The 23,394-nt window shown below is 57.7% G+C and carries 8 protein-coding genes; 2 read left to right on the top strand and 6 right to left on the bottom strand.

The features are described from left to right. Positions 1-30: 30 nt before the first annotated feature. The 6 genes from BF12_RS0100705 to BF12_RS0100730 all read right to left on the bottom strand — a co-directional run bounded on the left by BF12_RS0100705 (position 31) and on the right by BF12_RS0100730 (position 21,465). Positions 31-2,691, bottom strand: coding sequence for a VCBS domain-containing protein (locus BF12_RS0100705; protein ID WP_369343277.1), 2,661 nt, complete (start codon positions 2,689-2,691; stop codon positions 31-33). Next, positions 2,592-4,400 (bottom strand): VCBS domain-containing protein, encoded by a 1,809-nt coding sequence (locus tag BF12_RS0100710; protein ID WP_024950585.1) that lies wholly within the window; start codon positions 4,398-4,400, stop codon positions 2,592-2,594. The genes BF12_RS0100705 and BF12_RS0100710 overlap by 100 nt, the downstream gene beginning before the upstream one ends. Further along, complete coding sequence (locus BF12_RS21870; protein WP_024950586.1) at positions 4,397-15,922, bottom strand: beta strand repeat-containing protein; 11,526 nt, start codon at positions 15,920-15,922, stop codon at positions 4,397-4,399. The genes BF12_RS0100710 and BF12_RS21870 overlap by 4 nt, the downstream gene beginning before the upstream one ends. Further along, entirely contained in the window at positions 15,919-19,182 is a 3,264-nt protein-coding gene (locus tag BF12_RS0100720) for a cadherin-like domain-containing protein (RefSeq protein WP_024950587.1), read from the bottom strand. Before BF12_RS0100720 ends, BF12_RS21870 begins: the two co-directional genes overlap by 4 nt. Beyond that, the gene (locus BF12_RS0100725) at positions 19,146-20,744 is read right to left on the bottom strand and encodes a cadherin-like domain-containing protein (RefSeq protein WP_024950588.1); all 1,599 of its coding nucleotides are present in this window, start codon (positions 20,742-20,744) and stop codon (positions 19,146-19,148) included. Before BF12_RS0100725 ends, BF12_RS0100720 begins: the two co-directional genes overlap by 37 nt. Positions 20,745-21,024: 280 nt before the next feature. Further along, positions 21,025-21,465: an arsenate reductase/protein-tyrosine-phosphatase family protein gene (locus BF12_RS0100730; RefSeq protein WP_024950589.1), complete on the bottom strand. Its 441-nt coding sequence runs from the start codon at positions 21,463-21,465 to the stop codon at positions 21,025-21,027. A 306-nt stretch (positions 21,466-21,771) separates the two neighbouring features. Here BF12_RS0100730 and BF12_RS18080 point away from each other — a divergent pair, with 306 nt between their 5' ends. Beyond that, positions 21,772-22,887, top strand: a complete 1,116-nt coding sequence (locus BF12_RS18080; RefSeq protein WP_051510632.1) for an aldehyde dehydrogenase family protein — start codon at positions 21,772-21,774, stop codon at positions 22,885-22,887. After that, positions 22,884-23,153 (top strand): aldehyde dehydrogenase family protein, encoded by a 270-nt coding sequence (locus tag BF12_RS23655; protein WP_439644452.1) that lies wholly within the window; start codon positions 22,884-22,886, stop codon positions 23,151-23,153. Before BF12_RS18080 ends, BF12_RS23655 begins: the two co-directional genes overlap by 4 nt. The last annotated feature ends 241 nt before the right edge of the window (positions 23,154-23,394 follow it).

Raw genomic sequence — 23,394 nt, forward strand, 5'->3', positions numbered from 1 at the left:
TAGCTGGCCTTTCTCTGTCGCCGGACTAACTCAGGAAATATCTGAATCATCTCCAAGCAACGCCATCAAATCAGCAAGCACATCGGCATGATCGTGGCTGAATCCATCACGTCCAGCGACCTTGAGCATTTCAGAGAGTGGCACTGCTCCAAGAACAGCGGTTGTCTCTGCTGCTTCCTGAGGCTCAGGCTGTGGCTCTGCTTGTGGTTGCCCTACCTCACCATCAGAAGGTGAATCAGTCGCCGGTACTTCATCACTCGTCTCAGCGTCAAAGGCAGTCTCTTGCTCAATTTCATCCTGTTGCTTGGGCGTGAGATAGATCACGAAGGTAGTACTTGCTTCGTTACCAGATTCATCGCGACCGGTGACCTTGATATCGACCCGCTCGACGCCAAGAGACAATGCCATGGCTCGGTTGACTCGGAAGCTCAGTGAGTCGCTATCAAACGCAACATAACCAGGCAACGAACTACCATCGGCTCTAGTGGCTTCGACCTTGATTTCTTCATTATTGGTGCTCTCGAAAGCGCCGGCCGGCAGAGAGAATTCATAGACCGCCTCATTGGCCACTACATCACGCAAGATAATGGTGAGCTGAACTGGCTGAATGCTAGGGATATCCAGCAAGATAGAATCACTGAAGAGGAGCTGCTCTCTGTCATCTTCCTGTGACGTGAGACGCCCCACTTCATCACCATCAGAACCATTATCAGGTACAAAACCTGACGTAACTGTCACCGGCGGAATACCAGTCGTTCCTCGCACTACCGGTTCACTGAGTCCCGTTACATTCAGTGACAGCTGGCCTACCGCGATGCCCCCCTGGCCATCACTGACCACAAAGCCAAAGCTGTCAGTGACGCGCTGACCATCCTCAAGCGCCTGCACTGCGGTAGTGTTATTTGCCAACTCATAACGCCATGCACCATCAGACGCAATGGTCAGTTGACCATAGGTGCCCTGAATAACCGTCTGGTCATTATCAACAGATTGGCCATTGACGCTGGCAATCGTCACAGAGTCTCCGTCAACATCAATCGTGAGCGGCTCTCCATCAGCTCCGACCAGTACATTTCCCACTGCACTTGTCACGCCGTCTTCAGAGACTTCTGCACTCTGGTCCAACGCTTCAGGAATAGGGTTGCTCACCTTATACGTGAAGGTTGTGCTGGCAGTATTACCTTCAGCATCTGTAGCCGTAACCGTAAGCGTGTAGATACCCTCGTCGTTATCACCGCCCTGCGAAGCATCCGGTGACAGCGTGCCGCTGATCTCGCCGGTAGCTGGATCGATCACCAGTCCTTGGGGAAGATTCTCGACGCGGAAGGTCAGCTCGGCACCGTTGTCGACGTCAGTGAAGGCGTCAGCAATGGTGAATGGCGTGATCGCCTCACCGTCGTTGGCTGCCTGATCGGCCGGTTGCGCACCCTCGACCAGCACCGGAGCATCGTTGGTGCCATTGATGGTCACGGTGAGCAGCGCCGTGTCGGTGCCGCCCTGACCATCGGAGATCTGGTAGGTGAAGGTCTCGGTGAGCACTTCGCCGTCGGCCAGCGCCTGCACCGACGCGTTGGTGTTATCCAGCGTGTAGGTATAGCTGCCGTCGTCGGCGATGGTGACGCTGCCGTAGGTACCTGTGACCGGCGTACCGGCGGTGCTGTCAGTCCCCGCATTGGCCCCCGCGCCGATGCCACTGACGATCAGCGTATCGGTGTCCTTGCCGCCGTCTATATCCGCGTCACCGTCCGTCAATACATTGCCGTTAGTGGTGCTGGTGTCTCCTGTGGCGACGCCCTCATCCAGTTCAGCGATGTTGTCAAAGGCCTGTGGCGCGACGTTGGCTGCGTAATAGCTCAAGGAAATACTAGAATGTAGCCCTTCTTCATCGGTCGCAGTCGCCGTGACAGAGTAAAGGCCTTGAGTCGCCGTATTCCCCTGTTGAGAAGCATCATTGGAAAGAACTCCACTGATGACCCCGCTAACAGGATCAATAATCAGGCCTGCGGGCAAACCTTCTGCACTGAAGGTGAGCTGGGAATCGTTATCTATATCCTCAAAGAATTCCTGAAGATTCACCGGTGATACTGGCTCCCCATCACTTCCAACCTCAATACCCGGAGATCTGAGGGTCGCGCGCGGTGCATCGTTGGTGCCGTTGATGGTCACGGTGAGCAGCGCCGTATCGGTGCCGCTCTGACCATCGGAGATCTCGTAGGTGAAGGTCTCGCTGAGCACTTCCCCTTCGGCGAGCGCCTGAACCGCTGCGTTGGTGTTATCCAGTGCGTAGGTGTAGCTGCCATCTTCTGCAATCGTGACGCTACCGAAGGTGCCGACAACCGGCGTACCTGTGGCGCTGTCAGTGCCCGCATTGGCGCCTGCGCCGATACCACTGACGATCAGCGTATCAGTGTCGTTGCCGCCATCGATATCTGACTCGCCTTCCGTCAACACGTTGCCGTTAGTGGTGCTGGTGTCTCCTGTGGCGACGCCCTCATCCAGTTCAGCGATGTTGTCAAAGGCCTGTGGCGCGACGTTGACGACGGTCCAGGTAAAGGTCGTGGTGACCTCGGCGCCATTCTCGTCGGTACCCGTCAGCGTGACGGTGTAGATGCCGTCATTGTCGTCACCGCCAGTGGAGGCATCCGGCGACAGCGTACCGCTGATCTCGCCGGTGGCCGGGGCGATGACCAGCCTTCCGGCAGGTTGTCAGCCGAGAAGCTGAGCTCTGCAACATTATCGATATCAGTGAAAGCATCCGCGACAAAGAACGCCGTGATGGGATCGCCATCGTTACCACTTTGATCAACAGGTTGCTCACCATCCACCAGCACCGGCGCATCGTTGCTGCCGTTGATGGTGATCGAGACAACCTGCTCAGCGGTCACGCCCTGGCTGTCAGTGACGACCACGGTGTAATCCAGCACCAGGCTTTCGCCGACGGCGAGGTGATCGAAGGCTTCACCGGCGACGTTTGAGCTGTCGAAGGTCCAGTTCAGGGTGCCGTCGTTGCTGACACCATCGATGATGGCATCGGCATCGACGGAGAGCATGCTCAGCAGCTCGGCATTGCTCAGGCCATCAGTGTCACCGGTGGCAGTCACGGCCGTGACGCTCGGCGTGACTTCGTCAGTGGTGTCCAGATCGCTCACGGAGAGCGTGCCGGCGGTGGTCAGCGTGGCGTCAGTCTCGGTCAGCGACTCAGCGGCGCTGTCGTCGCCCTCGATGGCGATGACCGGTGCGTCGTTGGTGCCGTTGATGGTAATGCTGACGACTTGCTCAGCGGTTGCGCCCTGGCTGTCAGTGACGACCACGGTGTAATCCAGCACCAGGCTCTCGCCCACCGCGAGGTGATCGAAGGCTTCGCCCGCGACACTTGCGCTGTCGAAGGCCCAGTTCAGCGTGCCGTCATTGTCGGTGTCGGCGATGATCGCCTCGGCATCGACGGACAGCATGGTGAGAAGCTCGGCATTGCTCAGGCCATCGGTATCGCCAGTGGCAACCACAGCAGCGACGCTCGGCGTGACAACATCGGTGGTATCCAGATCACTGACCGACAACGTGCCGGCGGTCGCGAGGGTGGCGTCAGATTGGGTCAAAGACTCGGCGGCGCTGTCGTCGCCCTCGATGGCGATGACCGGTGCGTCGTTGGTGCCGTTGATGGTGATCTGGACGACTTGCTCCGCGGTCGCGCCCTGGCTGTCAGTGACCACCACGGTGTAATCCAGCACCAGGCTCTCGCCCACGGCGAGGTGATCGAAGGCTTCGCCTTCCACGCTTGCGCTGTCGAAGGTCCAGTTCAGGGTGCCGTCGTTGCTGACACCATCGATGATGGCATCGGCATCGACGGAGAGCATGCTCAGCAGCTCGGCATTGCTCAGGCCATCAGTGTCACCGGTGGCAGTCACGGCCGTGACGCTCGGCGTGACGTCGTCAGTGGTATCCAGATCACTGATCGACAACGTGCCAGAGGTGCTCAGCGTGGCGTCAGATTCGGTCAGCGACTCGGCGGCACTGTCGTCGCCTTCGATGGCAATGACCGGCGCATCGTTGGTGCCGTTGATGGTAATGCTGACGACTTGCTCAGCGGTTGCGCCCTGGCTGTCAGTGACCACCACGGTGTAATCCAGCACCAGGCTCTCACCCACCGCCAGGTGATCGAAGGCTTCACCTTCGACACTGCTGCTGTCGAAGGTCCAGTTCAGCGTGCCGTCATTGTCGGTGTTGGCGATGATGGCATCGGCATCAACGGACAGCATGCCCAGCAGCTCGGCGTTGCTCAGGCCGTCGGCATCACCGGTGGCAACCACGGCAGCGACGCTCGGCGTGACGACATCGGTGGTATCCAGATCACTGACCGACAACGTGCCGGCGGTCGCGAGGGTGGCGTCAGATTCGGTCAAAGACTCAGCGGCGCTGTCGTCGCCTTCGATGGCGATGACCGGTGCGTCGTTGGTGCCGTTGATGGTGATCTGGACGACTTGCTCCGCCGTCGCACCCTGCTGTCAGTGACGACCACGGTGTAATCCAGCACCAGGCTCTCGCCCACCGCGAGGTGATCGAAGGCTTCGCCGGCGACGCTTGCGCTGTCGAAGGCCCAGTTCAGCGTGCCGTCATTGTCGGTGTCGGCGATGATCGCCTCGGCATCGACGGACAGCATGGTGAGAAGCTGCTCATTGCTCAGGCCATCGGTATCGCCAGTGGCAACCACGGCAGCGACGCTCGGCGTGACGACATCGGTGGTATCCAGGTCGCTGACGGACAACGTGCCGGCGGTCGCGAGGGTGGCGTCAGATTGGGTCAAAGACTCGGCGGCGCTGTCGTCGCCCTCGATGGCGATGACCGGTGCGTCGTTGGTGCCGTTGATGGTGATGCTGACGACCTGCTCGGCGGTCGCGCCCTGGCTGTCGGTGACGACCACGGTGTAGTCGAGCACCAGGCTCTCGCCCACGGCGAGGTGATCGAAGGCCTCACCGGCAACGCTTGCGCTGTCGAAGGCCCAGTTCAGCGTGCCGTCGTTGCTGACGCCATCGATGATCGCCTCGGCATCGACGGACAGCATGCTCAGCAACTGATCATTGCTCAGGCCGTCGGTATCGCCGGTGGCGGTAACAGAAGCCACGCTTGGCGTGACAACGTCGGTGGTATCCAGATCGCTGATGGAAAGCGTGCCGGCGGTGCTCAGCGTATCGTCCGTCTCGATCAGCGATTCCGCCGCACTGTCGTCGCCTTCAATGGCGATGACCGGTGCGTCGTTGGTGCCGTTGATGGTGATGCTGACGACCTGCTCGGCGGTCGCGCCCTGGCTGTCGGTGACGACCACGGTGTAGTCGAGCACCAGGCTCTCGCCCACGGCGAGGTGATCGAAGGCCTCACCGGCAACGCTTGCGCTGTCGAAGGCCCAGTTCAGCGTGCCGTCGTTGCTGACGCCATCGATGATCGCCTCTGCATCGACAGACAACATGCCCAGCAGCTCGGCATTGCTCAGGCCGTCGGTATCGCCGGTGGCAACCACGGCAGCGACGCTCGGCGTGACGACATCGGTGGTATCCAGATCACTGACCGACAACGTGCCGGCGGTCGCGAGCGTGGCGTCAGATTCGGTCAGCGATTCCGCCGCACTGTCGTCGCCCTCGATGGCGATGACCGGTGCGTCGTTGGTGCCGTTGATGGTGATCGAGACGACCTGCTCGGCGGTCGCACCCTGGCTGTCGGTGACGACCACGGTGTAGTCGAGCACCAGGCTCTCGCCCACGGCGAGATGATCGAAGGCTTCACCGGCGACGCTTGCGCTGTCGAAGGTCCAGTTCAGCGTGCCGTCGTTCTCGGTGTTGGCGATGATCGCCTCGGCATCGACAGAGAGCATGCTCAGCAGCTCAGCGTTGCTCAGGCCATCGGTATCGCCGGTGGCGGTAACAGAAGCCACGCTTGGCGTGACAACGTCGGTGGTATCCAGATCGCTGATGGACAACGTGCCGGCGGTGCTCAGCGTATCGTCCGTCTCGATCAGCGATTCCGCCGCACTGTCGTCGCCTTCAATGGCGATGACCGGTGCGTCATTGCTGCCGCTGATGGTGATCTGGACGACTTGCTCCGCCGTCACTCCCTGGCTGTCAGTGACCACCACGGTGTAATCCAGCACCAGGCTCTCGCCGACGGCGAGGTGATCGAAGGCTTCACCGGCGACGCTTGCGCTGTCGAAGGTCCAGTTCAGGGTGCCGTCATTGTCGGTGTTGGCAATGATCGCCTCGGCATCAACAGAGAGCATGCCCAGTAGCTCGGCATTGCTCAGACCATCGGTATCGCCAGTGGCAACCACGGCAGCGACGCTCGGCGTGACAACATCGGTGGTATCCAGATCGCTGACGGACAGCGTGCCGGCGGTCGCGAGGGTGGCGTCAGATTCGGTCAAAGACTCGGCGGCGCTGTCGTCGCCCTCAATGGCGATGACCGGCGCATCGTTGCTGCCGTTGATGGTAATGCTGACGACTTGCTCCGCCGTCGCGCCCTGGCTATCAGTGACGACCACGGTGTAATCCAGCACCAGGCTCTCACCTACAGCGAGGTGATCGAAGGCTTCCCCGGCGACACTGTTGCTGTCGAATGCCCAGTTCAGGGTGCCGTCATTCGCTGCATCACCGATGATCGCCTCGGCATCGACAGAGAGCATGGTGAGAAGCTGCTCATTGCTCAGGCCATCGGTATCGCCAGTGGCAACCACAGCAGCGACGCTCGGCGTGACAACATCGGTGGTATCCAGATCGCTGACGGACAGCGTGCCGGCGGTCGCGAGGGCGGCATCAGATTCGGTCAAAGACTCAGCGGCGCTGTCGTCGCCTTCAATGGTGATGACCGGTGCGTCGTTGGTGCCGTTGATGGTGATCTGGACGACTTGCTCGGCGGTCGCACCCTGGCTGTCAGTGACCACCACGGTGTAATCCAGCACCAGGCTCTCGCCCACGGCGAGGTGATCGAAGGCCTCACCGGCAACGCTTGCGCTGTCGAAGACCCAGTTCAGCGTGCCGTCGTTGCTGACGCCATCGATGATCGCCTCTGCATCGACGGACAGCATGGTGAGAAGCTGCTCATTGCTCAGGCCATCGGTATCGCCAGTGGCAACCACAGCAGCGACGCTCGGCGTGACAACATCGGTGGTATCCAGATCGCTGACGGACAGCGTGCCGGCGGTCGCGAGGGTGGCATCAGATTCGGTCAAAGACTCAGCGGCGCTGTCGTCGCCTTCGATGGAGATGACCGGTGCGTCGTTTGTTGCATTGATAGTGACAGTCAGAAGTGCTGTCGCAACACCGCCCTGACCATCCGAAATTTCATAGGTAAAGGTGTCGCTCAAGCTCTCGCCCGCCGCGAGCGCCTGTACCGCAGCATTGGTGTTATCCAACGTATAAGTGTAGCTACCGTCATCAGCGATGGAGACACTGCCAAAGCTACCTGGCACCGGCGTGCCTGCGTCGCTATCCGTCGCGACATTCGCACCGAAGCCAACACCACTGACAACCAGTACATCACTGTCGTTGCCGCCATCGCTATCTGTTCCCGGCTGGGAATCGGTGATGACATTTCCCTCTGTGGTGCTGGTATCGCCTGTCGCGATGCCCTCCTCCAACTCCGCAGTGTTGTCAAAGGCTTCAGGGGCAACGTTGGCGACGGTCCAGCTGAATGACGTTGTCACAAAAGCGCCATTCTCATCGGTGCCGGTAAGAATGACGGTGTAGATACCATCATCGTCGTCACCTCCTTGAGAGGCATCCGGCGACAATGTTCCGCTGATTTCGCCAGAGTTCAGGTCAATGACCAGACCTTCCGGCAGATTGCCAGCCGTAAATGTCAGCACCGCGTCGTTATCGATATCGGTGAAGGCATCCGCGACGCTGAATGGGGTGATGGGGTCACCATCATCATCAGACTGGTCGGCCGGCTGCTGGCCCGCCACCAACACCGGTGCATCGTTGGTGCCGTTGATGGTGATGCTGACGACCTGTTCAGCGGTCGCGCCCTGGCTGTCAGTGACCACTACGGTGTAATCGAGCACCAGGCTCTCGCCCATCGCCAGATGATCGAAGGCTTCACCCGCGACGCTTGAGCTGTCGAACGCCCAGTTCAGCGTGCCGTCATTGCTGACGCCATCGATGATCGCATCGGCATCCACGGACAGCATGCCCAGTAGCTCGGCATTGCTCAGACCATCGGTGTCACCGGTGGCAGTAACAGCGGCGACGCTCGGCGTCACTTCATCGGTGGTATCCAGATCGCTGACCGACAGCGTGCCGGAGGTCGCGAGCGTGGCGTCAGACTCGGTCAGCGTCTCGGCTGCACTGTCGTCGCCTTCAATGGCGATGACCGGTTCGTCGTTGGTGCCGTTGATGGTGATCTGGACGACCTGTTCCGCCGTCGCGCCCTGGCTGTCAGTGACCACCACGGTGTAATCCAGCACCAGGCTCTCACCCACGGCGAGGTGATCGAAGGCTTCACCGGCGACGCTTGCGCTGTCGAAGGCCCAGTTCAGCGTGCCGTCATTGTCGGTGTCGGCGATGATCGCCTCGGCATCGACAGAGAGCATGCCCAGCAGCTGGGCATTGCTCAGGCCGTCGGTATCGCCGGTGGCGGTCACGGAAGCGACGCTCGGGGTGACGATATCGGTGGTATCCAGATCGCTGACGGACAGCGTGCCGGCCGTCGCGAGCGTGGTGTCCGATTCGGTCAGCGTCTCAGCGGCGCTATCGTCGCCCTCGATGGAGATGACCGGTGCATCGTTGGTGCCGTTGATGGTGATGGTCAGCAGCGCAGTATCGACACCGTCTTGAGCATCTGAAATCTGATAGGTGAAGGTCTCACTGAGCACTTCGCCAACCGCCAGCGCCTGCACATCTTCATTGGCATTGTTCAGGTCGTAGGTATAGGTACCGTCAGCATTGATGATGAGCGAACCATAGTTTCCATCGACATCGCTGCCAGCGGCTGCCAGCGTCGCTGGCACAGCACCGAATGCGATACCACTGACGACCAGAGCATCGTTGTCATTGCCGCCGTCACTATCCGCTTGATCATTGTCACCGGCGCCCAGAGCACCAAGAACATTGCCGCTGACAGCGCTGTCGTCAGTCGCACTCGCGCCTTCATCGATGAAGGCAGCATCGTTTTCAGCCTCTGGCGCTACATTGGCGACAGTCCAGGTAAAGCTTGTCGTGACCTCGGCACCGTTCTCATCAGTGCTGGTCAAGATGACGGTGTAGATGCCGTCCCCGTCATCACCGCCCTGAGAAGCATCACTGGTCAATGTACCGCTGATGTCACCCGTCTCTGCATCGATGCTCAAACCCGCTGGCAGGTTGGCGGCCGCGAACGTCAGTACGGCATCGTTATCAACGTCGGCAAAGGCATCTGACACACTGAACGGCGTGATCGCATCACCGTCGTCATATGCCTGATCAACCGGTTGCGCGTCAGCCACCAGAACCGGCGCATCATTGCTACCGGTGATGGTCAGCGTGATGTCCTGACTGTCGGAGCCGCCCTGGCCATCCGCCACCTCGACGGTATAGGTCAGCGTCAGCACCTCACCCAGCGCCAGGTGATCGAAGGCAGTCGGTAACGCACTGCTATCGAAGTCCCAATTCAGGGTGCCCTGAGTGTCGGTGCCATTGATGACGGCCCCGTCATCCACTGACAGCATCGCGAGCAGATCAGCCTCTGACAGGCCATTGATATCACCAGTGGTTGCTACCGCCGTGATGCTCGGCGTCACGCTATCGGTGGTATCGACATCTGCCACACTCAGCGTGCCGCTGGCACTGAGACCAGCATCGCTTTCGATCAGCGATGCACCAGCGCTATCCCCTGCCTCCAGCGTGATGACCGGCGCATCATTGGTGCCGTTGATGGTGATGGTCAGTTCAGCGGTGTCCGTGCCACCCTGACCATCAGATATTTCATAGCTGATGGTATCGGTGAGAGTTTCACCGACCGCCAATGCCTGTACAGCATCGTTGGTGTTATCGAGGGTATAGAGATATTCACCCGTACCATCGAGAGTGATGCTGCCGAAGGTGCCATCAGCAGAGGTGGCGCCGTCGACGATTGCCTGGCCGGCACCGACACCGCTGACACTCAGTTCATCGGCATCATTTCCGCCGTCGCTATCGACACTTGCATCCGGTGCGGCATCTGTCAGGACATTGCCACCCGTCGTGCTGACGGCAGTGGTCTCGAGACCCTCATCAAGCGCATTCGTATTGTCCTGCGCGATCGGATCAACGTTGGCGACATTCCATATGAAGGTGGTCGTCACACTGGCATTCTGATCATCTGTCACGGTGATGACGACGTCGTGTGCACCCTCCGTGCCACCTTGAGAGGCATCACTGGTGAGTGTACCGCTGATCACGCCGGTATCTGGGTCAATGCTCAATCCATCCGGCAGATTGGCCGCACTGTAGGTCAGCGACGCATCAGCGTCGACGTCAGTGAAGGCACCCGATACATCCAGCGGTGTCACGGCTTCGCCATCAGCGTCACTCTGCTCAACCGGTTGTGCACCATCGACCAGCACCGGCGCATCGTTGCTGCCATTGATGGTGATGGTCAGCAGTGCCGTCGCAACGCCACCCTGGCCATCGGAGATTTCATAGGTGAAAGTCTCGACCAGAGTATCGCCAACATCCAATGCCTGGACGGCTGCGCTGCTGTTATCCAGGGTATAGACGTAAGCGCCATTGGAGGCGATGGCAAGACTGCCATAGTCACCATCGACGTCTTCGCCAGCGGCCGCGTCGGTCGCGACATTCGCCCCGAAGCCCACGCCATTGATGAGCAGGGTGTCGTTATCATCACCGCCATCGCTATCCACGCCAGCATCAGTGATCACGTTGCCTTCAGTGGTGCTGATGCTGTCAATGGCGGTACCTTCCTCAAGGGAATCCGCGTTGTCCTGAGCGATGGGGTCCACGTTTGCCACGGTCCACGTGAAGTCAGTGGTGACAATGGCGCCCTGATCATCGGTCGCCGTCAGCGTGACGGTATGAACACCCTCTGTGCCACCTTGAGAAGCATCGCTGCTCAGGGTGCCGCTGATCACGCCGGTACTCGCGTTGAGGCTCAGACCATCGGGTAGTTCGGTGGCGGTATAGGCCAATACTGCACCGTCATCAACATCTGCAAACAGATCGACGACATCGAAGGCAGTGATCGCCTGGCCATCGACGCCGGTCAGATTCATCTGGGTATCGACAACGACCGGCGCGTCATTGGTGCCTGTCACCGTGATGGTCAGCGTGCTGCTGGATTCGGCGCCATTGTCATCCTGTACCGTATAGGCAACGACCGTCGTTGCTGTTTCGCCTACGGCGAGATTGTCGAAGTCCGCGCCCGGTACGAACGTATAGCCACCGTCAGCGTCGATGGTGATCGCTCCGCCGCCGGTCATGGCGACGGAGGTCCCCACTCCGCCAGCCGCACCAGCCACCTGACTGACAGCACTGGTCGACCCCGTATCGATATCGGTGTCATTGGCCAATACGCCATCAACAGCGGCTACCGTCAGACCCACGTTCTCGGTGGTGGCTCCACTGTCCACGACGGCCACCGGCGCATCATTGACGCCAGTGATGGTGATGTCGACCGTCGTGGTCGTCACGCCATCGGCATTGGTGACCGTGATGCTGTCCGTCAGCGTCGCGCCCTGATTCAGCTGCTGAATTGCATCCTGTGCGTTATCGGCGCTATAGGTCCAGTTGCCATCGGCATCGACGACAAGCTCACCATAGGTGCCGGCAAGCGTCTCAGCGGTAAACTTGTCTTCTCCTGCATCGCCGCCAGTCCCTGCAACCAGCGTACCTGTCGCGATGAGATTTCCGTCAGCATCGACCGCAGTATCTTCGGTGACATTGCCGCTATCCGCGGTCAATGTCGGAATGTCATCCACGCCATTGATGGTCACGCTGACGGTCGCCGTCGACAGACCGCCCTCACCATCACTGACTTGATAGGTAATGGTGGAAACGGCGCTTTCACCTGCTTTCAAGTCTTCAAAATCACCGGCAGGATCAAAGCTCCAGCTACCATCTTCATTCAGGACGAAGGAGCCGCCCTCGCTGCCGGTGACCGGCTGACCGACACTGCCCGCATTGCCATTGACCTGCCTGACAGACAACGAGGACGCATCGTCCACATCCGTGTCGTTGCTCAGCACATTCGTGGTATCGGCAACAGTGAGAGCCGTGTCTTCATTGGTGGCAGTGGCATCAGCAACCGCCACCGGCGCATCATTGGTGCCATTGATCGTGAGGGTCAGAAGCGCTGTCGCCAGACCACCCTGTCCATCAGAGATCTGATAGGTGAATGTCTCGACGAGGCTATCGCCGACATCGAGTGCCTGAACCGCGCTGTTGGCGTTATCAAGGGTGTAGGTGTAGCTACCGTCAGCAGCGATGACAACGGCGCCATAACTTCCGTCAACGGCTACCCCTGCAGCTGTGTCAGTCGCCACATTCTCGCCAACGCCGACACCACTGACGACGATGACATCATCATCATTGCCACCGTCACTATCGGTGCCTGCGTCAGAAATGACGTTACCGTTGGCCGTGCTGACGGAATCGGTCGCGAGTCCTTCAGCAACGTCGTCGCTATTGTCCTGCGCGACGGGATCCACGTTGGCAACGGTCCACGTGAAAGTCGTGGTGACAGACGCATCGTTTTCATCCGTCGCCGTCAGTGTGACGGTGTGAACGCCATCAATACCGCCCTGAGAGGCATCACTGGTCAGCGTACCGCTGATGATGCCCGTGCTCGGATCGATGCTCAGACCCTCCGGCAGATCCGCAGCAGCGTAGCTCAGCTCAGCTCCATCATCCGTATCAGCGAACAGATCAACCACGTCGAACGGTGTGATTGCCTGACCATCAACACCCGTCTGGTCCTGCTGGACCTCAACGACCGTCGGCGCATCGTTTGTCCCTGTGACGGTGATCGTCAGCGTACTGCTCGACTCGGCCCCGTTATCGTCCTGAACGGTGTAGGCAACCGTGGTGGTCGCTGTCTCATCTACGGCGAGATAGTCAAAATCGGTACCCGGCGAGAAGGTATAACTGCCATCGGCAGCAATGGTGATCGACCCGCCCCCCGTCATCGCGACAGAGGCATCAACACCCGTACCCGCGCCAGCCACCTGGCTGACGGTCTTGGTGGAGCCCTGATCGATATCGGTATCGTTGGACAGCACGCCATCGACAGCCGCAACGACGAGGTCGGTGTTTTCTGCGGTAGTGCCCGTATCCGCGACAGCCACTGGCGCGTCATTGACGCCAGTGATGGTGATATCGACCGTCGTTGTCGTCACGCCATCGGCATTGGTGACCGTAATGCTATCCGTCAGCGTCGCGCCCTGATTGAGCTGCTGAATCGCGTCTTGCGTGTTATCGGCGCTGTAGGTCCAGTTGCCATCGGCATCGACGACAAGTTCGCCATAAGTGCCAGTGAGGGTCTCGGCAGTGAACTTGTCTTCCCCAGCGTCACCGTCTGTACCTGCATCAAGGGTACCGCTGGTCGTCAGGTCGCCGTCTGTCACGTTGGTATCTTCCGTGACAGCACCCGTGTCAGCGATCAGCGTCGGGATATCATTGGTGCCCGTGACGGTGATCGTCAGCGTACTGCTCGACTCGGCCCCGTTATCGTCCTGAACAGTGTAGGCAATCGTGGTTGTGGCACTTTCGCCAGCGGCAAGATAATCGAAATCAGCACCCGGAACGAAGGTATAGCTTCCATCGGCAGCGATGGTGATCGACCCGCCACCCGTCATCGCGACAGAGGCATCAACACCCGTCCCCGCGCCAGCCACCTGGCTGACGGTCTTGGTGGAGCCCTGATCGATATCGGTATCGTTGGACAGCACGCCATCGACAGCCGCAACGACGAGGTCGGAGTTTTCTGAGGTGGTACCGATATCCGCAACGGCCACCGGCGCATCATTGACGCCAGTGATGGTGATATCGACCGTCGTGGTCGTCACACCATCGGCATTGGTGACCGTAAGGCTATCGGTCAGGGTCGCGCCCTGATTGAGCTGCTGAATCGCGTCTTGCGCGTTATCGGCGCTGTAGGTCCAGTTGCCATCGGCATCGACGGTCAGTTCACCGTAGATACCGGCGAGAGTCTCTGCCGTGAACTTGTCTTCACCTGTATCGCCATCCGTGCCCGCCGCCAAGGTACCGCTGGTCGTCAGGTCGCCGTCTGTCACGTTGGTATCTTCCGTGACAGCACCCGTGTCAGCGATCAGTGTCGGAATATCATCGACACCATTGACGGTCACGCTGACGGTCGCCGTCGACACACCGCCTTCACCATCACTGACCTGATACGTCACGGTGGTCACTGCGCTTTCACCTGCTTTCAGCCCTTCGAAATCTCCGTCAGGGGTGAAGCTCCAGCTACCATCCTGATTCAGGGTGAAGGAGCCACCCGTGCTGCCAGCCACTAGCTGACCCACGTTACCGTCACTGCCATTGACCTGACTGACGACGAAGTCTTCCTCCGGCGTATCCAGATCGGTGTCATTGCTCAGCACACCGTTTTCAGCCTCAACCGCCAACGCAGTGTCTTCATCAGTGATGCCAGCATCATTGACAGCTACCGGATCATCATTGGTATCCACAACCTTCAGATAGCCCGTCAGGATATTGCTATCGAGTGAAGCGTCACCGCCTGATTCATCTTCAGACAAGCCATCATTGTTGCCGTCATTGACCACCACGGTGTAGGCGCGAGTGGTAGTGTCCGGATCATCACTGACGTTCTGATAGGTCAGGGAGTTGACCAATGCTGCCACCTGAGCTGCCGTGGCACCGGAGGCCAGCGCCACGGTCAAGGTGCCATCATCAAGATCGGCGTTTGCAAAGCCATCAAGCGCTTCATCCACCGAGAAGATATCGAAGTTCGTCGCAGTATCGATAGTGATGGTAATGGTGCCGCCGCCGAAGTTGTCACCGACCAGAGCAGTATCGATATCACTTAGAGAGGCCTCTGATACCAAGGCAACTTCCGCACTGCCAGTTCCCGGGCCGCTATTTTCAACGACTGAAATAGCGAAGGCTTCAGGCGCGGTGCTACCCGTCAGCACCGGCGCATCATTGATCGGATTCACTGTCGTGTTCAGCGTTGCAGCACTTGCGGCATCAGACCAGATACCGGCCTGGTCAAAAGTAGAAGCATCCACACGGGATTCAGATGTCACTGCACCGCTGCTATCGTCGGCCACCACATAGTCGAGCCCCGTCGGCGCGCCATGATAATTCTCTGCCGGTACAAAGCGCAGCGAGTCAGTCGTCGTCAGAACGAGTGCGTTGCTGTCGCTGACATCGTCCGGCACATCGATCCAGGTGGCACCAGCATCCGTGGAGTACTGCCAAGTGCCTTCAGTATCGATTGATGGGCTGGAGATGATGGCAACACCCGCGAAGCTATCTGCCTCACTGCCACCAGACACCGCCTCATCAGTTTGATCGTCTGCACTGGCATCATCGAAGTTACCGCCCATCAGGTTGGCAACGGTGTCGCCTTCAGAATCGGTAACGTCTTCGTCAATGGCCGCCAGGGTCACGCTATCGTCTGGTATGGCCGGGGCATCGTTCGTCTCAATAACACTGGTGCCAATGGCAATCAGAGCATCCGACCAGACGCTAGCCTGATCACCCAGATTGCCGTTGGGTTCATCGGCAAGGTCGAACAAATCGCTAGCGGAATCGCTGGTATTGATACCCAAATCGCTGCCATCGCCGAGGCGTACGGCCAAGGCACCTGGCACTCCATTGAAGTCATCAGCCAGTACGAAACGGATATCAGCGTCTGCCGAAACCACCAATGCACTGCTATCGGATAGACCTGCAGGAATATCGATCCAATCAGATCCGATCAATACCTGCCATGTACCTGATTACTGGTAGAGCTATTACCAGTAATTGCGACATAGGTCAGCGGGGTTTCTTCGCTGGCAGCAGTGAGGCCATTTTCCTGGGTTTGATCATCAGTCGTATCACTGTACTGATCATTCAGAAGGGTGAGGAGATCGGTGCCGCTGATATTAGCGTCGGCGGTATCTTCATTGATCGCCACCACGGACTCGTCAGCACCATCGGATACAGGACGGTCGTTGACTGACGTGACCGTCAGCGTGATATTCCTGCTAACTTCCTGCTCGCCACTTTCATTAGTGCCTGCAATCAAGCCGGTATTACCGCCATCATTGAAGGTAATACCGAGTATATCTTCACCGTAGTAATCACCATCAGCGGTATACGTCTCGGCATTCAGCGCAGCTTGCAGCTGGGCTTCGGTGCCAGTGAGGGTGACGTTGCTGGTGCCATCATTGAAAGTACCGTGCTGAACGGTCAGCGTCAGTGTCAGGTTATCCGCACCAAAATCATCGGGATCATTCAGCACAACCCCCAAAGCAGATAGATTGAGGCTGGAATCTTCATTCAGCACACCGGCTTCTGGTGTGGCACTGGTGATCGTCGGGGCATCATTCTCACCCGAGACATTGATCGTGATCGAAGCAGAAGCTGATTCTTCCTGCGCATTTTCCTGAGTCGGATCACCATTACCTTCATCATTGAAGGTAATGTTCAGCTTGGCTGATTTATCGTCGTTAATATCTGCAGCGGTAAATTCAAGCGTCGCCAAGGCAGCATTGAGGTCCGCCAGCGTTCCGGTCAATTCCAGAACGCCAGTTTCTTGACCACTGACGGTAAGCCCTATACCCGCAACAAGATCAAGCGTGCCATCGGCAAATGCTTCACCTTGTTCAACCGTTACCATCACGGTCTGGACATCGTTATAAACGTCCTGACCAAAATCATTGTCATCCGCGACAGAAATACCGGAGATGGTCAGTGGCTGACCATCATCCATCACCAGCGTTTCCGTGGGTACGGTCAAGAGCGGTACATCATTGACCGCAGTGATCGTGATGTCGGTAGTCGCCGTTGTAGTGATCGCGGTGCCATCACCATGCAGGTCGGTATCCGTCGCGGTAACGGTCAACTCCACCGTGCCATTGTCATTCTCATCTGGCTGATACTGGATATTTTTCAGCGCAGCTTTGATATCAGTCACCGTGCCGATCACAGTGATAGTGCCAGACTGGTTGCCGCTGACAACAGCATCTCCCGCAGCAGTGATCTGCAGATTTCCCGCCGGCACACTGAGTACCACGGTGACATCTTCATCAAAACTATCAGCGTCAGTCACGGTGATGGTACCGATATCCTGATAGCCACCATCTTCCGTAACCACCAGCTCGGTAGTGTCCGGCAGAGTCACGACAGGGGCATCATTCTCTGTAGAGGCCCAAAGCTCTACGTTCGCAGTTACCGTATTGAAATCCTCGCCTATAGCCGCCCCACCTTCGTTGGCAGAGCCGCCATTCAGGCTGCCATCGCCAAGACGGTCATCCACGACGGCTTCCAACGTCCAACGCTGATCAGGGTCCTCCTCACCAGAAATCGGGTCCAACACCATCTGCACGCTCAAGGTGTCCAAAGAGGCTTGAACGGCCTCCAAGGTACCTTCAATCACCAGAGTATTGGCATCAGTGATAACAGTGGAATCTGCACCACTGGGCAGTGCTGTCAGAACAGCGGTAGTAAACGGAACGATGGCACCGTCTTCATCCTTGAGCGAGAGTGATACCTTGATGCTATCAGTCTCAGCCGCATCGACACCCAGACCTGACTCGGCGTCCAGGATATCGACGTCACCAATAACAAAGGCGCCACCAAGATCCAGTGCAGAAAGTGCAGTAGAGGCCGGGATCAGCTTGTCTTCTGGCTGAGTCCCCGTGATTTCAGGAGAGTCATCCAACGGCGTGATGACAATATCAAAGGTGGCTTCATCAGTCGTCAGTGGCCCATCACTGACGGTAAAGGTGAAATCGTCAGAGCGTGTCTCACCGCCATCATGCTCGTATGAGAGCAAACCGCTATCGATATCAGCTTGAGTGAAGGAGCTGCCGACGCGCAGCGTCTTGCCACTGACGAGCAGCGTGCCATTTTCGGGGAGGCTTTCGACAACGTAGGTCGACTGACGTGTCGTGTTATCACTATCAACTGCCTGCAAGAGGCTATTGGTAATGACCGCAATCTCACCTTCGCCAAGTGCGAGCGGATTATTGGCTGATGTTGTCGTGACCCCCGCGGCATTCGTCACCGTCTGATCGGCAGCATCAGCGGTCAAAGGAATCATCGGAGCGTCATTGAAGGGAGTGACGGCTATCGTCACGGTGCCGGTATTGGAGACGTTACTGGTCTCCAGGCCGTTGTCGGTTGGCGTGCTGGTGTCAGTGTCGAAAGGATCAGACGGCGCTGCAAGATCATCGCGGACGATGAAGGTGAAACTATCGTTCAGCTCATCAGTGCTTTCTCCGCCGTCATGCACGTAACGCAGGCCACTGGTTTCGCCATCAGCGTCAGCGCTCAGAATGTCCTGGGAGTACCAGACATCTTCTGAGGCTGCCATCCACTCACTGCCATCCCAGACTTGAAGCGTGCCGCCGCTCAGATCATCCAGACTGATCTGGAACCACAGATCATCCGTTGCGCCTTCATCTCCGAGGCCCTCTTCACTGCCATCCGCATCGGTCATCACCAGATCAGTGATGCGCACGATACCGGTGCCATCCACCGTTTTCTCAATCACGCTGACACTGGAGTCGCTAGCCACAGGCGCATCATTGACCGGGGTCGCGTCGATGGAGAAGGTATCAATTGCAGTGAAATCACCGCCATTGGTCACGGTATAAGTGAATTCTGACTCATGATCCTCACTGCCGTCCTGCAGGAAGGTCACCAGTCCCGCGTCGATATCAGCCTGGGTGAAACTGCCATAGGCACTAAGCGCAGTACCATCCACATACAGGGTGCCGTTGGTCGGCAATACAGACACGGTGTAGACAATCTGGCTGGTCGGGTAGGTGTAAGCCCCTGCCGTCACCGTATATTGCAGCTCTGATGTGGAAATCACGGTAGCTGTGGTGGTGGAAGTCGCTTCCTCAACAACCAGCCCAGCATTGATCGAAATCGAATCGATTGGATCTTGCGGGTCCAAGCCCTGTCCACCGACGCCATCATCCACCGTAAAGGTCAGCGTGCCAGTGGTGGGGGAGTTTGCGCCCCCCATGTCCCTGCATCGCCAGCAGTCTCGAAGGCCTTGAATTCGGAGTCGACCAGGCCGAAAGTGAATCCTGTATCGGTAGTGGTACCTTCCGGCGCAGACTCGGTTTGCACGTAGCGGACGAAACCGCTATCGACCTGAGCCTGAGTAAAGCTGGTACCGACGATCAACTCTACCCATTCCGGCGATTCCTCAGTGCCGACGTTGAGCTGAATCTCGCCATAGGTAGGGATAGATTGGACCGAGTAGGCAAGCTGATCCGTCGTGCTGTCCGGATCTACTGCTCCCAATGCTGCCGTGGTGATGACGACTGAGCTATCAGCATTGGTCGTGGCATCCAATGCTTCGGTAGTCGGCGTCAGCGTCGGGTCGTCATTGTTCTCCAGAATACCGATAGTGATCGTGCGCTCACTGGAGAGCGCGTTGCCCTCACCTTCACCGCCGCCGACATCGGTAACCTTGATGGTGAAGCTAGGCCGGTCATCGAAATCAGGCTCATCGCCATCATGGGCAAAGGATAAGTACTGAAGCTGGTCTGCCGTAAAGCTCGCCAGATCATCCGATATGCTGGAAATAACTTCATCGGCGTCGGCGATGCCGTCTTCATTCAGATCCAGATACAAAGTGCCACGGTCAGCGAGGTTACCGAGGTTCGTGATTTCGACCGTCGCATTGGCGGCCGCATCAGCATGTCCCGACTCTTCATCGGTGTATGTCAGCCCCAGTGACGTGCTCTGACCTTCGAACTGCTGCGAATCACCCGTCACCGCAGGCGCCGCATTATCCGGGATCAGCTCGACATTGAGCATGGCGAAGGCCTCACCACCAGCTCCATCAACGACTGTGACCGAAAAGCTGTCGGTATCCCCTACGGCAATATCACTGCCATCATGGGTATAGACGAGCTTGCTGAGCTGACTTGCATCAAAGGTAGAACCCACAGCGACAGGAGAGCCATTGAAGGTCAACTTACCCGTGGTCGGCAGGCTATCGATCGCGAGGATCAACTGATCCTCGCCCTGCTCACCACTGGTGATATCCGGATCACTCAGGCCCAGCGCCTCGATAGAAAAAGTAAAGGTGCCCGCCTCTGTGGCAGAAGGATAGTTTTCACCACTGTCAGTAAAAACCGGATCATCATTGACTGGAGTAAGCGTCGCCACGAAATCCAGCGAGCTCCTTGATTCGCCGCCCTCGGTGAGATTCAGATTCAGGGTAATGTCATCGGTGTAGTTCTCACCCGGAATCACGGTGACTCCCGCCAACTGATCAGTAATCTCCTGCGCCGTACCGGTAAATGCTGTGCTGCTGCCACCACTGCTGAGCACCGCACCGGCGTCTACTGCCGCCGCATCCAGGCTCAAATTCAGCGTGTACTGATCCGTCCCCTCTGCGCCCCCTTCATCCGTCACGCTCAAGCTGGAGAGTGAATACGGAGTATCCTCGGTGCCTGACAAGGTTGCTTGCATGTTGTCGCTGCTGACGTCGGCACTTTCGACAACGGTCACAGCAGCAGCAGCATCCAACAGCAGACGGGGCTCAAGAGCCTGAAGATCGAGTTCGCGCATCAGTGGGCACCAGTGTAATTATTTGGAGACATTTGTTAACAAAAATATACATTACGCGCTAGAATTCAGCAAACTCTATAAAAAATTAATACTTAGATATCTAACGCTTGAGAATGCCCAACAGACCACACAATATACAAAATTTAACAAAATGCACTAAGCCGTTGTTATAAAAGATTTTTTAACAGGCACAAAAAAAAGGCCGACTGCGAGGCAGTCGGCCTTTTAGATACGCCAAAAAACTCTATCGATACATAAGGTTACAGTAACTGGAGTAAGGCTACTTGAGCTTGGCAACCCAGAGTGCAGCAGCGTCCATCAGTTTCTTGTGGGCATGCTCAAACGCTGCCTCACTCTTCCGATAGGGATCAGGAATCTCTTCACCCTTTCCAGCGGCCAGCCAACGCCCAAACAGCATGGTCTTACCGCTGACTTGGGGGGCCATCTGATTGATGGCACGACGATGCCCATCGCTCATGACCAGCACAAGATCTGCTGCAGTCAACATCTCTATCGATACCTGACGGGCGCGATGGTGCTCAACCTCCAATTCCGAGGCCGTGGCCATTCTTGCAGCGGTTGGCTCTACCGGATGATCAACCAGAGCCCCCACGCCTGCAGAGTGTACGGTCTTACCCGGCAATGCCTTACGTAATAGCGCCTCCCCTACTGGGCTGCGACAGATATTGCCGGTACATATCACCAGAATGTTGTTGAACACGCCGTATTCCTCTCCTTGCGAACCTTGCTGACTCTGAACGTGAGATCTGCCTCGAGTTCATTGCCGTCCAAAAGCTAGCATTGTCGCATGCTCTGCCAGTTAGAGCAGACTCTGTGCAATGCACTTTATCGCACAGTAATTGTTCAAGAGCAGTCGCTGTTCTCTTACGGCAACACTGCGATGACGCAACCAATTCAATGAATACCCTTGAAGACCACTTACCGCACCACAAGTGTTAGGGGACACGATGGATCGTGCCAACACCGGCGATCTCATGCTGACAGAGCAACCCTTACGGGAGGCAAGATGAGCAACAAGACACTGACCGCTACAAATCCGGCCAATGACAATGTCCTCAATGAATATGCCACGTTAAGCAAGGATGATCTGGCCCGCAAGCTAGACCAGACCCGCGAGTCTTACCCAGCTTACAGCCAACTACCGCTAGAAGAGCGTGCCCGTCGACTGAATGTGCTTGCTGATCTCATCGATGAGCACAAAGAGGAGATGGCTACCCTGATCGCCCGTGAAATGGGCAAGCCCTATCAACAGGGTCTCAGCGAAACCCAGATTTCTTCCAGCATCACCCGTTTTTACGCCGATAACCTCGACGAGCTGATGGACCCGGAACCCCGTGATGTCGAGGGTGCCGAAAGCGCCATGATCATCAAGGATCCAATGGGTGCAGTCCTGGGCGTGATGCCTTGGAACTATCCGCTGTACCAGGTCGTCCGCTTTGCAGCGCCCAACCTGGCGGGTGGTAATGTCTGCCTGCTCAAGCACGCTTCCAATGTGCCTGGCTGCGCCGAACTTATCACTCAGCTCTTCCATAAGGCAGGCTTCGAGGAAGGTGTGTTCACTTGGCTACCCATCGGCGCTGAGATGGTGGAAAGCATCATCAACGACCCGATTGTCTGCGGTGTGACATTGACGGGGAGCGAAGAAGCCGGGCGTAAGGTTGCCCAGCAGGCTGGCGCAGCGCTCAAGCCGAGTGTGCTGGAGCTCGGCGGGATAGACCCCCTGATTGTGCTGGATGACGCCGAGATCGAGCGGGCCGTCGATCTCGCCATTGCTGGTCGCTTTGATAATACCGGCCAGAGCTGCGCAGCCTCCAAGCGCTTGATCGTCGATAAATCACTGGCCAAGGACTTCACAGCGCGCCTGATCGAGAAAGTGAAGCAGATGCGCATGGACGACCCGCTGGTCGAAGGCATCGATATCGGGCCGATGTCGCGCAAAGACCTGCGCGATGATCTACACGATCAAGTCCAGCGCGCCATCAAGGCCGGCGCCAAACTCGAATGCGGTGGTGAAATTCCTGACCGCGCCGGTGCTTGGTATCCGCCGACGGTGCTGAGCAACGTCACGCAGGCAACCCAGCCTTCAATGAAGAGCTATTCGGCCCGGTGGCGTCTGTCGTGATTGCCGAGAATGAAGACCATGCCATCCAGCTGGCGAACGACTGCCCTTATGGCCTCGGCAGCACAGTGGTATCAAAGGATCTCGAGCGCGGTGAGCGCGTCGCTCGCCAGCTCGAAGCGGGCATGAGCTTCGTGAATCGCCCGACAACACCCTTCGCTCAACTGCCGTTTGGTGGCGTTAAAGGCAGCGGCTATGGCCGCGAGCAGAGCGAATATGGCTTCGGTGCCTTCATGAATATTCGCACCGTCTATGTCGCCAAGCACTAAGACACAGACATGAGTCTTGAGGCTTTAGTCCTCCACTGGTAATGACTTGTCGCAAGAACATTGCCTAGCAAAACGCCCCGCTATGTAGCGGGGCGTTTTGTTTGTTGCCTGGCATTATCTCCTACATAGTCACACAGCCCTGCTCACAAGCCTCTCCCCCCAACATCAGTAGTCGCATTAATGACGGTCAGCCTCATCAACGTGATGCAGGACTTGAAGTCAGTGCATCCATGGAGAGTCC

The organism is Cobetia crustatorum, from assembly GCF_000591415.1.
Taxonomy (GTDB): Bacteria; Pseudomonadota; Gammaproteobacteria; order Pseudomonadales; family Halomonadaceae; genus Cobetia; species Cobetia crustatorum.

Bases quoted from the DNA above. Each gene is read 5' to 3' on its own strand.
- BF12_RS0100720 (WP_024950587.1), bottom strand. From the start codon at position 19,182: ATGGGGGGCGCAAACTCCCCCACCACTGGCACGCTGACCTTTACGGTG.
- BF12_RS0100725 (WP_024950588.1), bottom strand. From the start codon at position 20,744: ATGCGCGAACTCGATCTTCAGGCTCTTGAGCCCCGTCTGCTGTTGGAT.
- BF12_RS18080 (WP_051510632.1), top strand. From the start codon at position 21,772: ATGAGCAACAAGACACTGACCGCTACAAATCCGGCCAATGACAATGTC.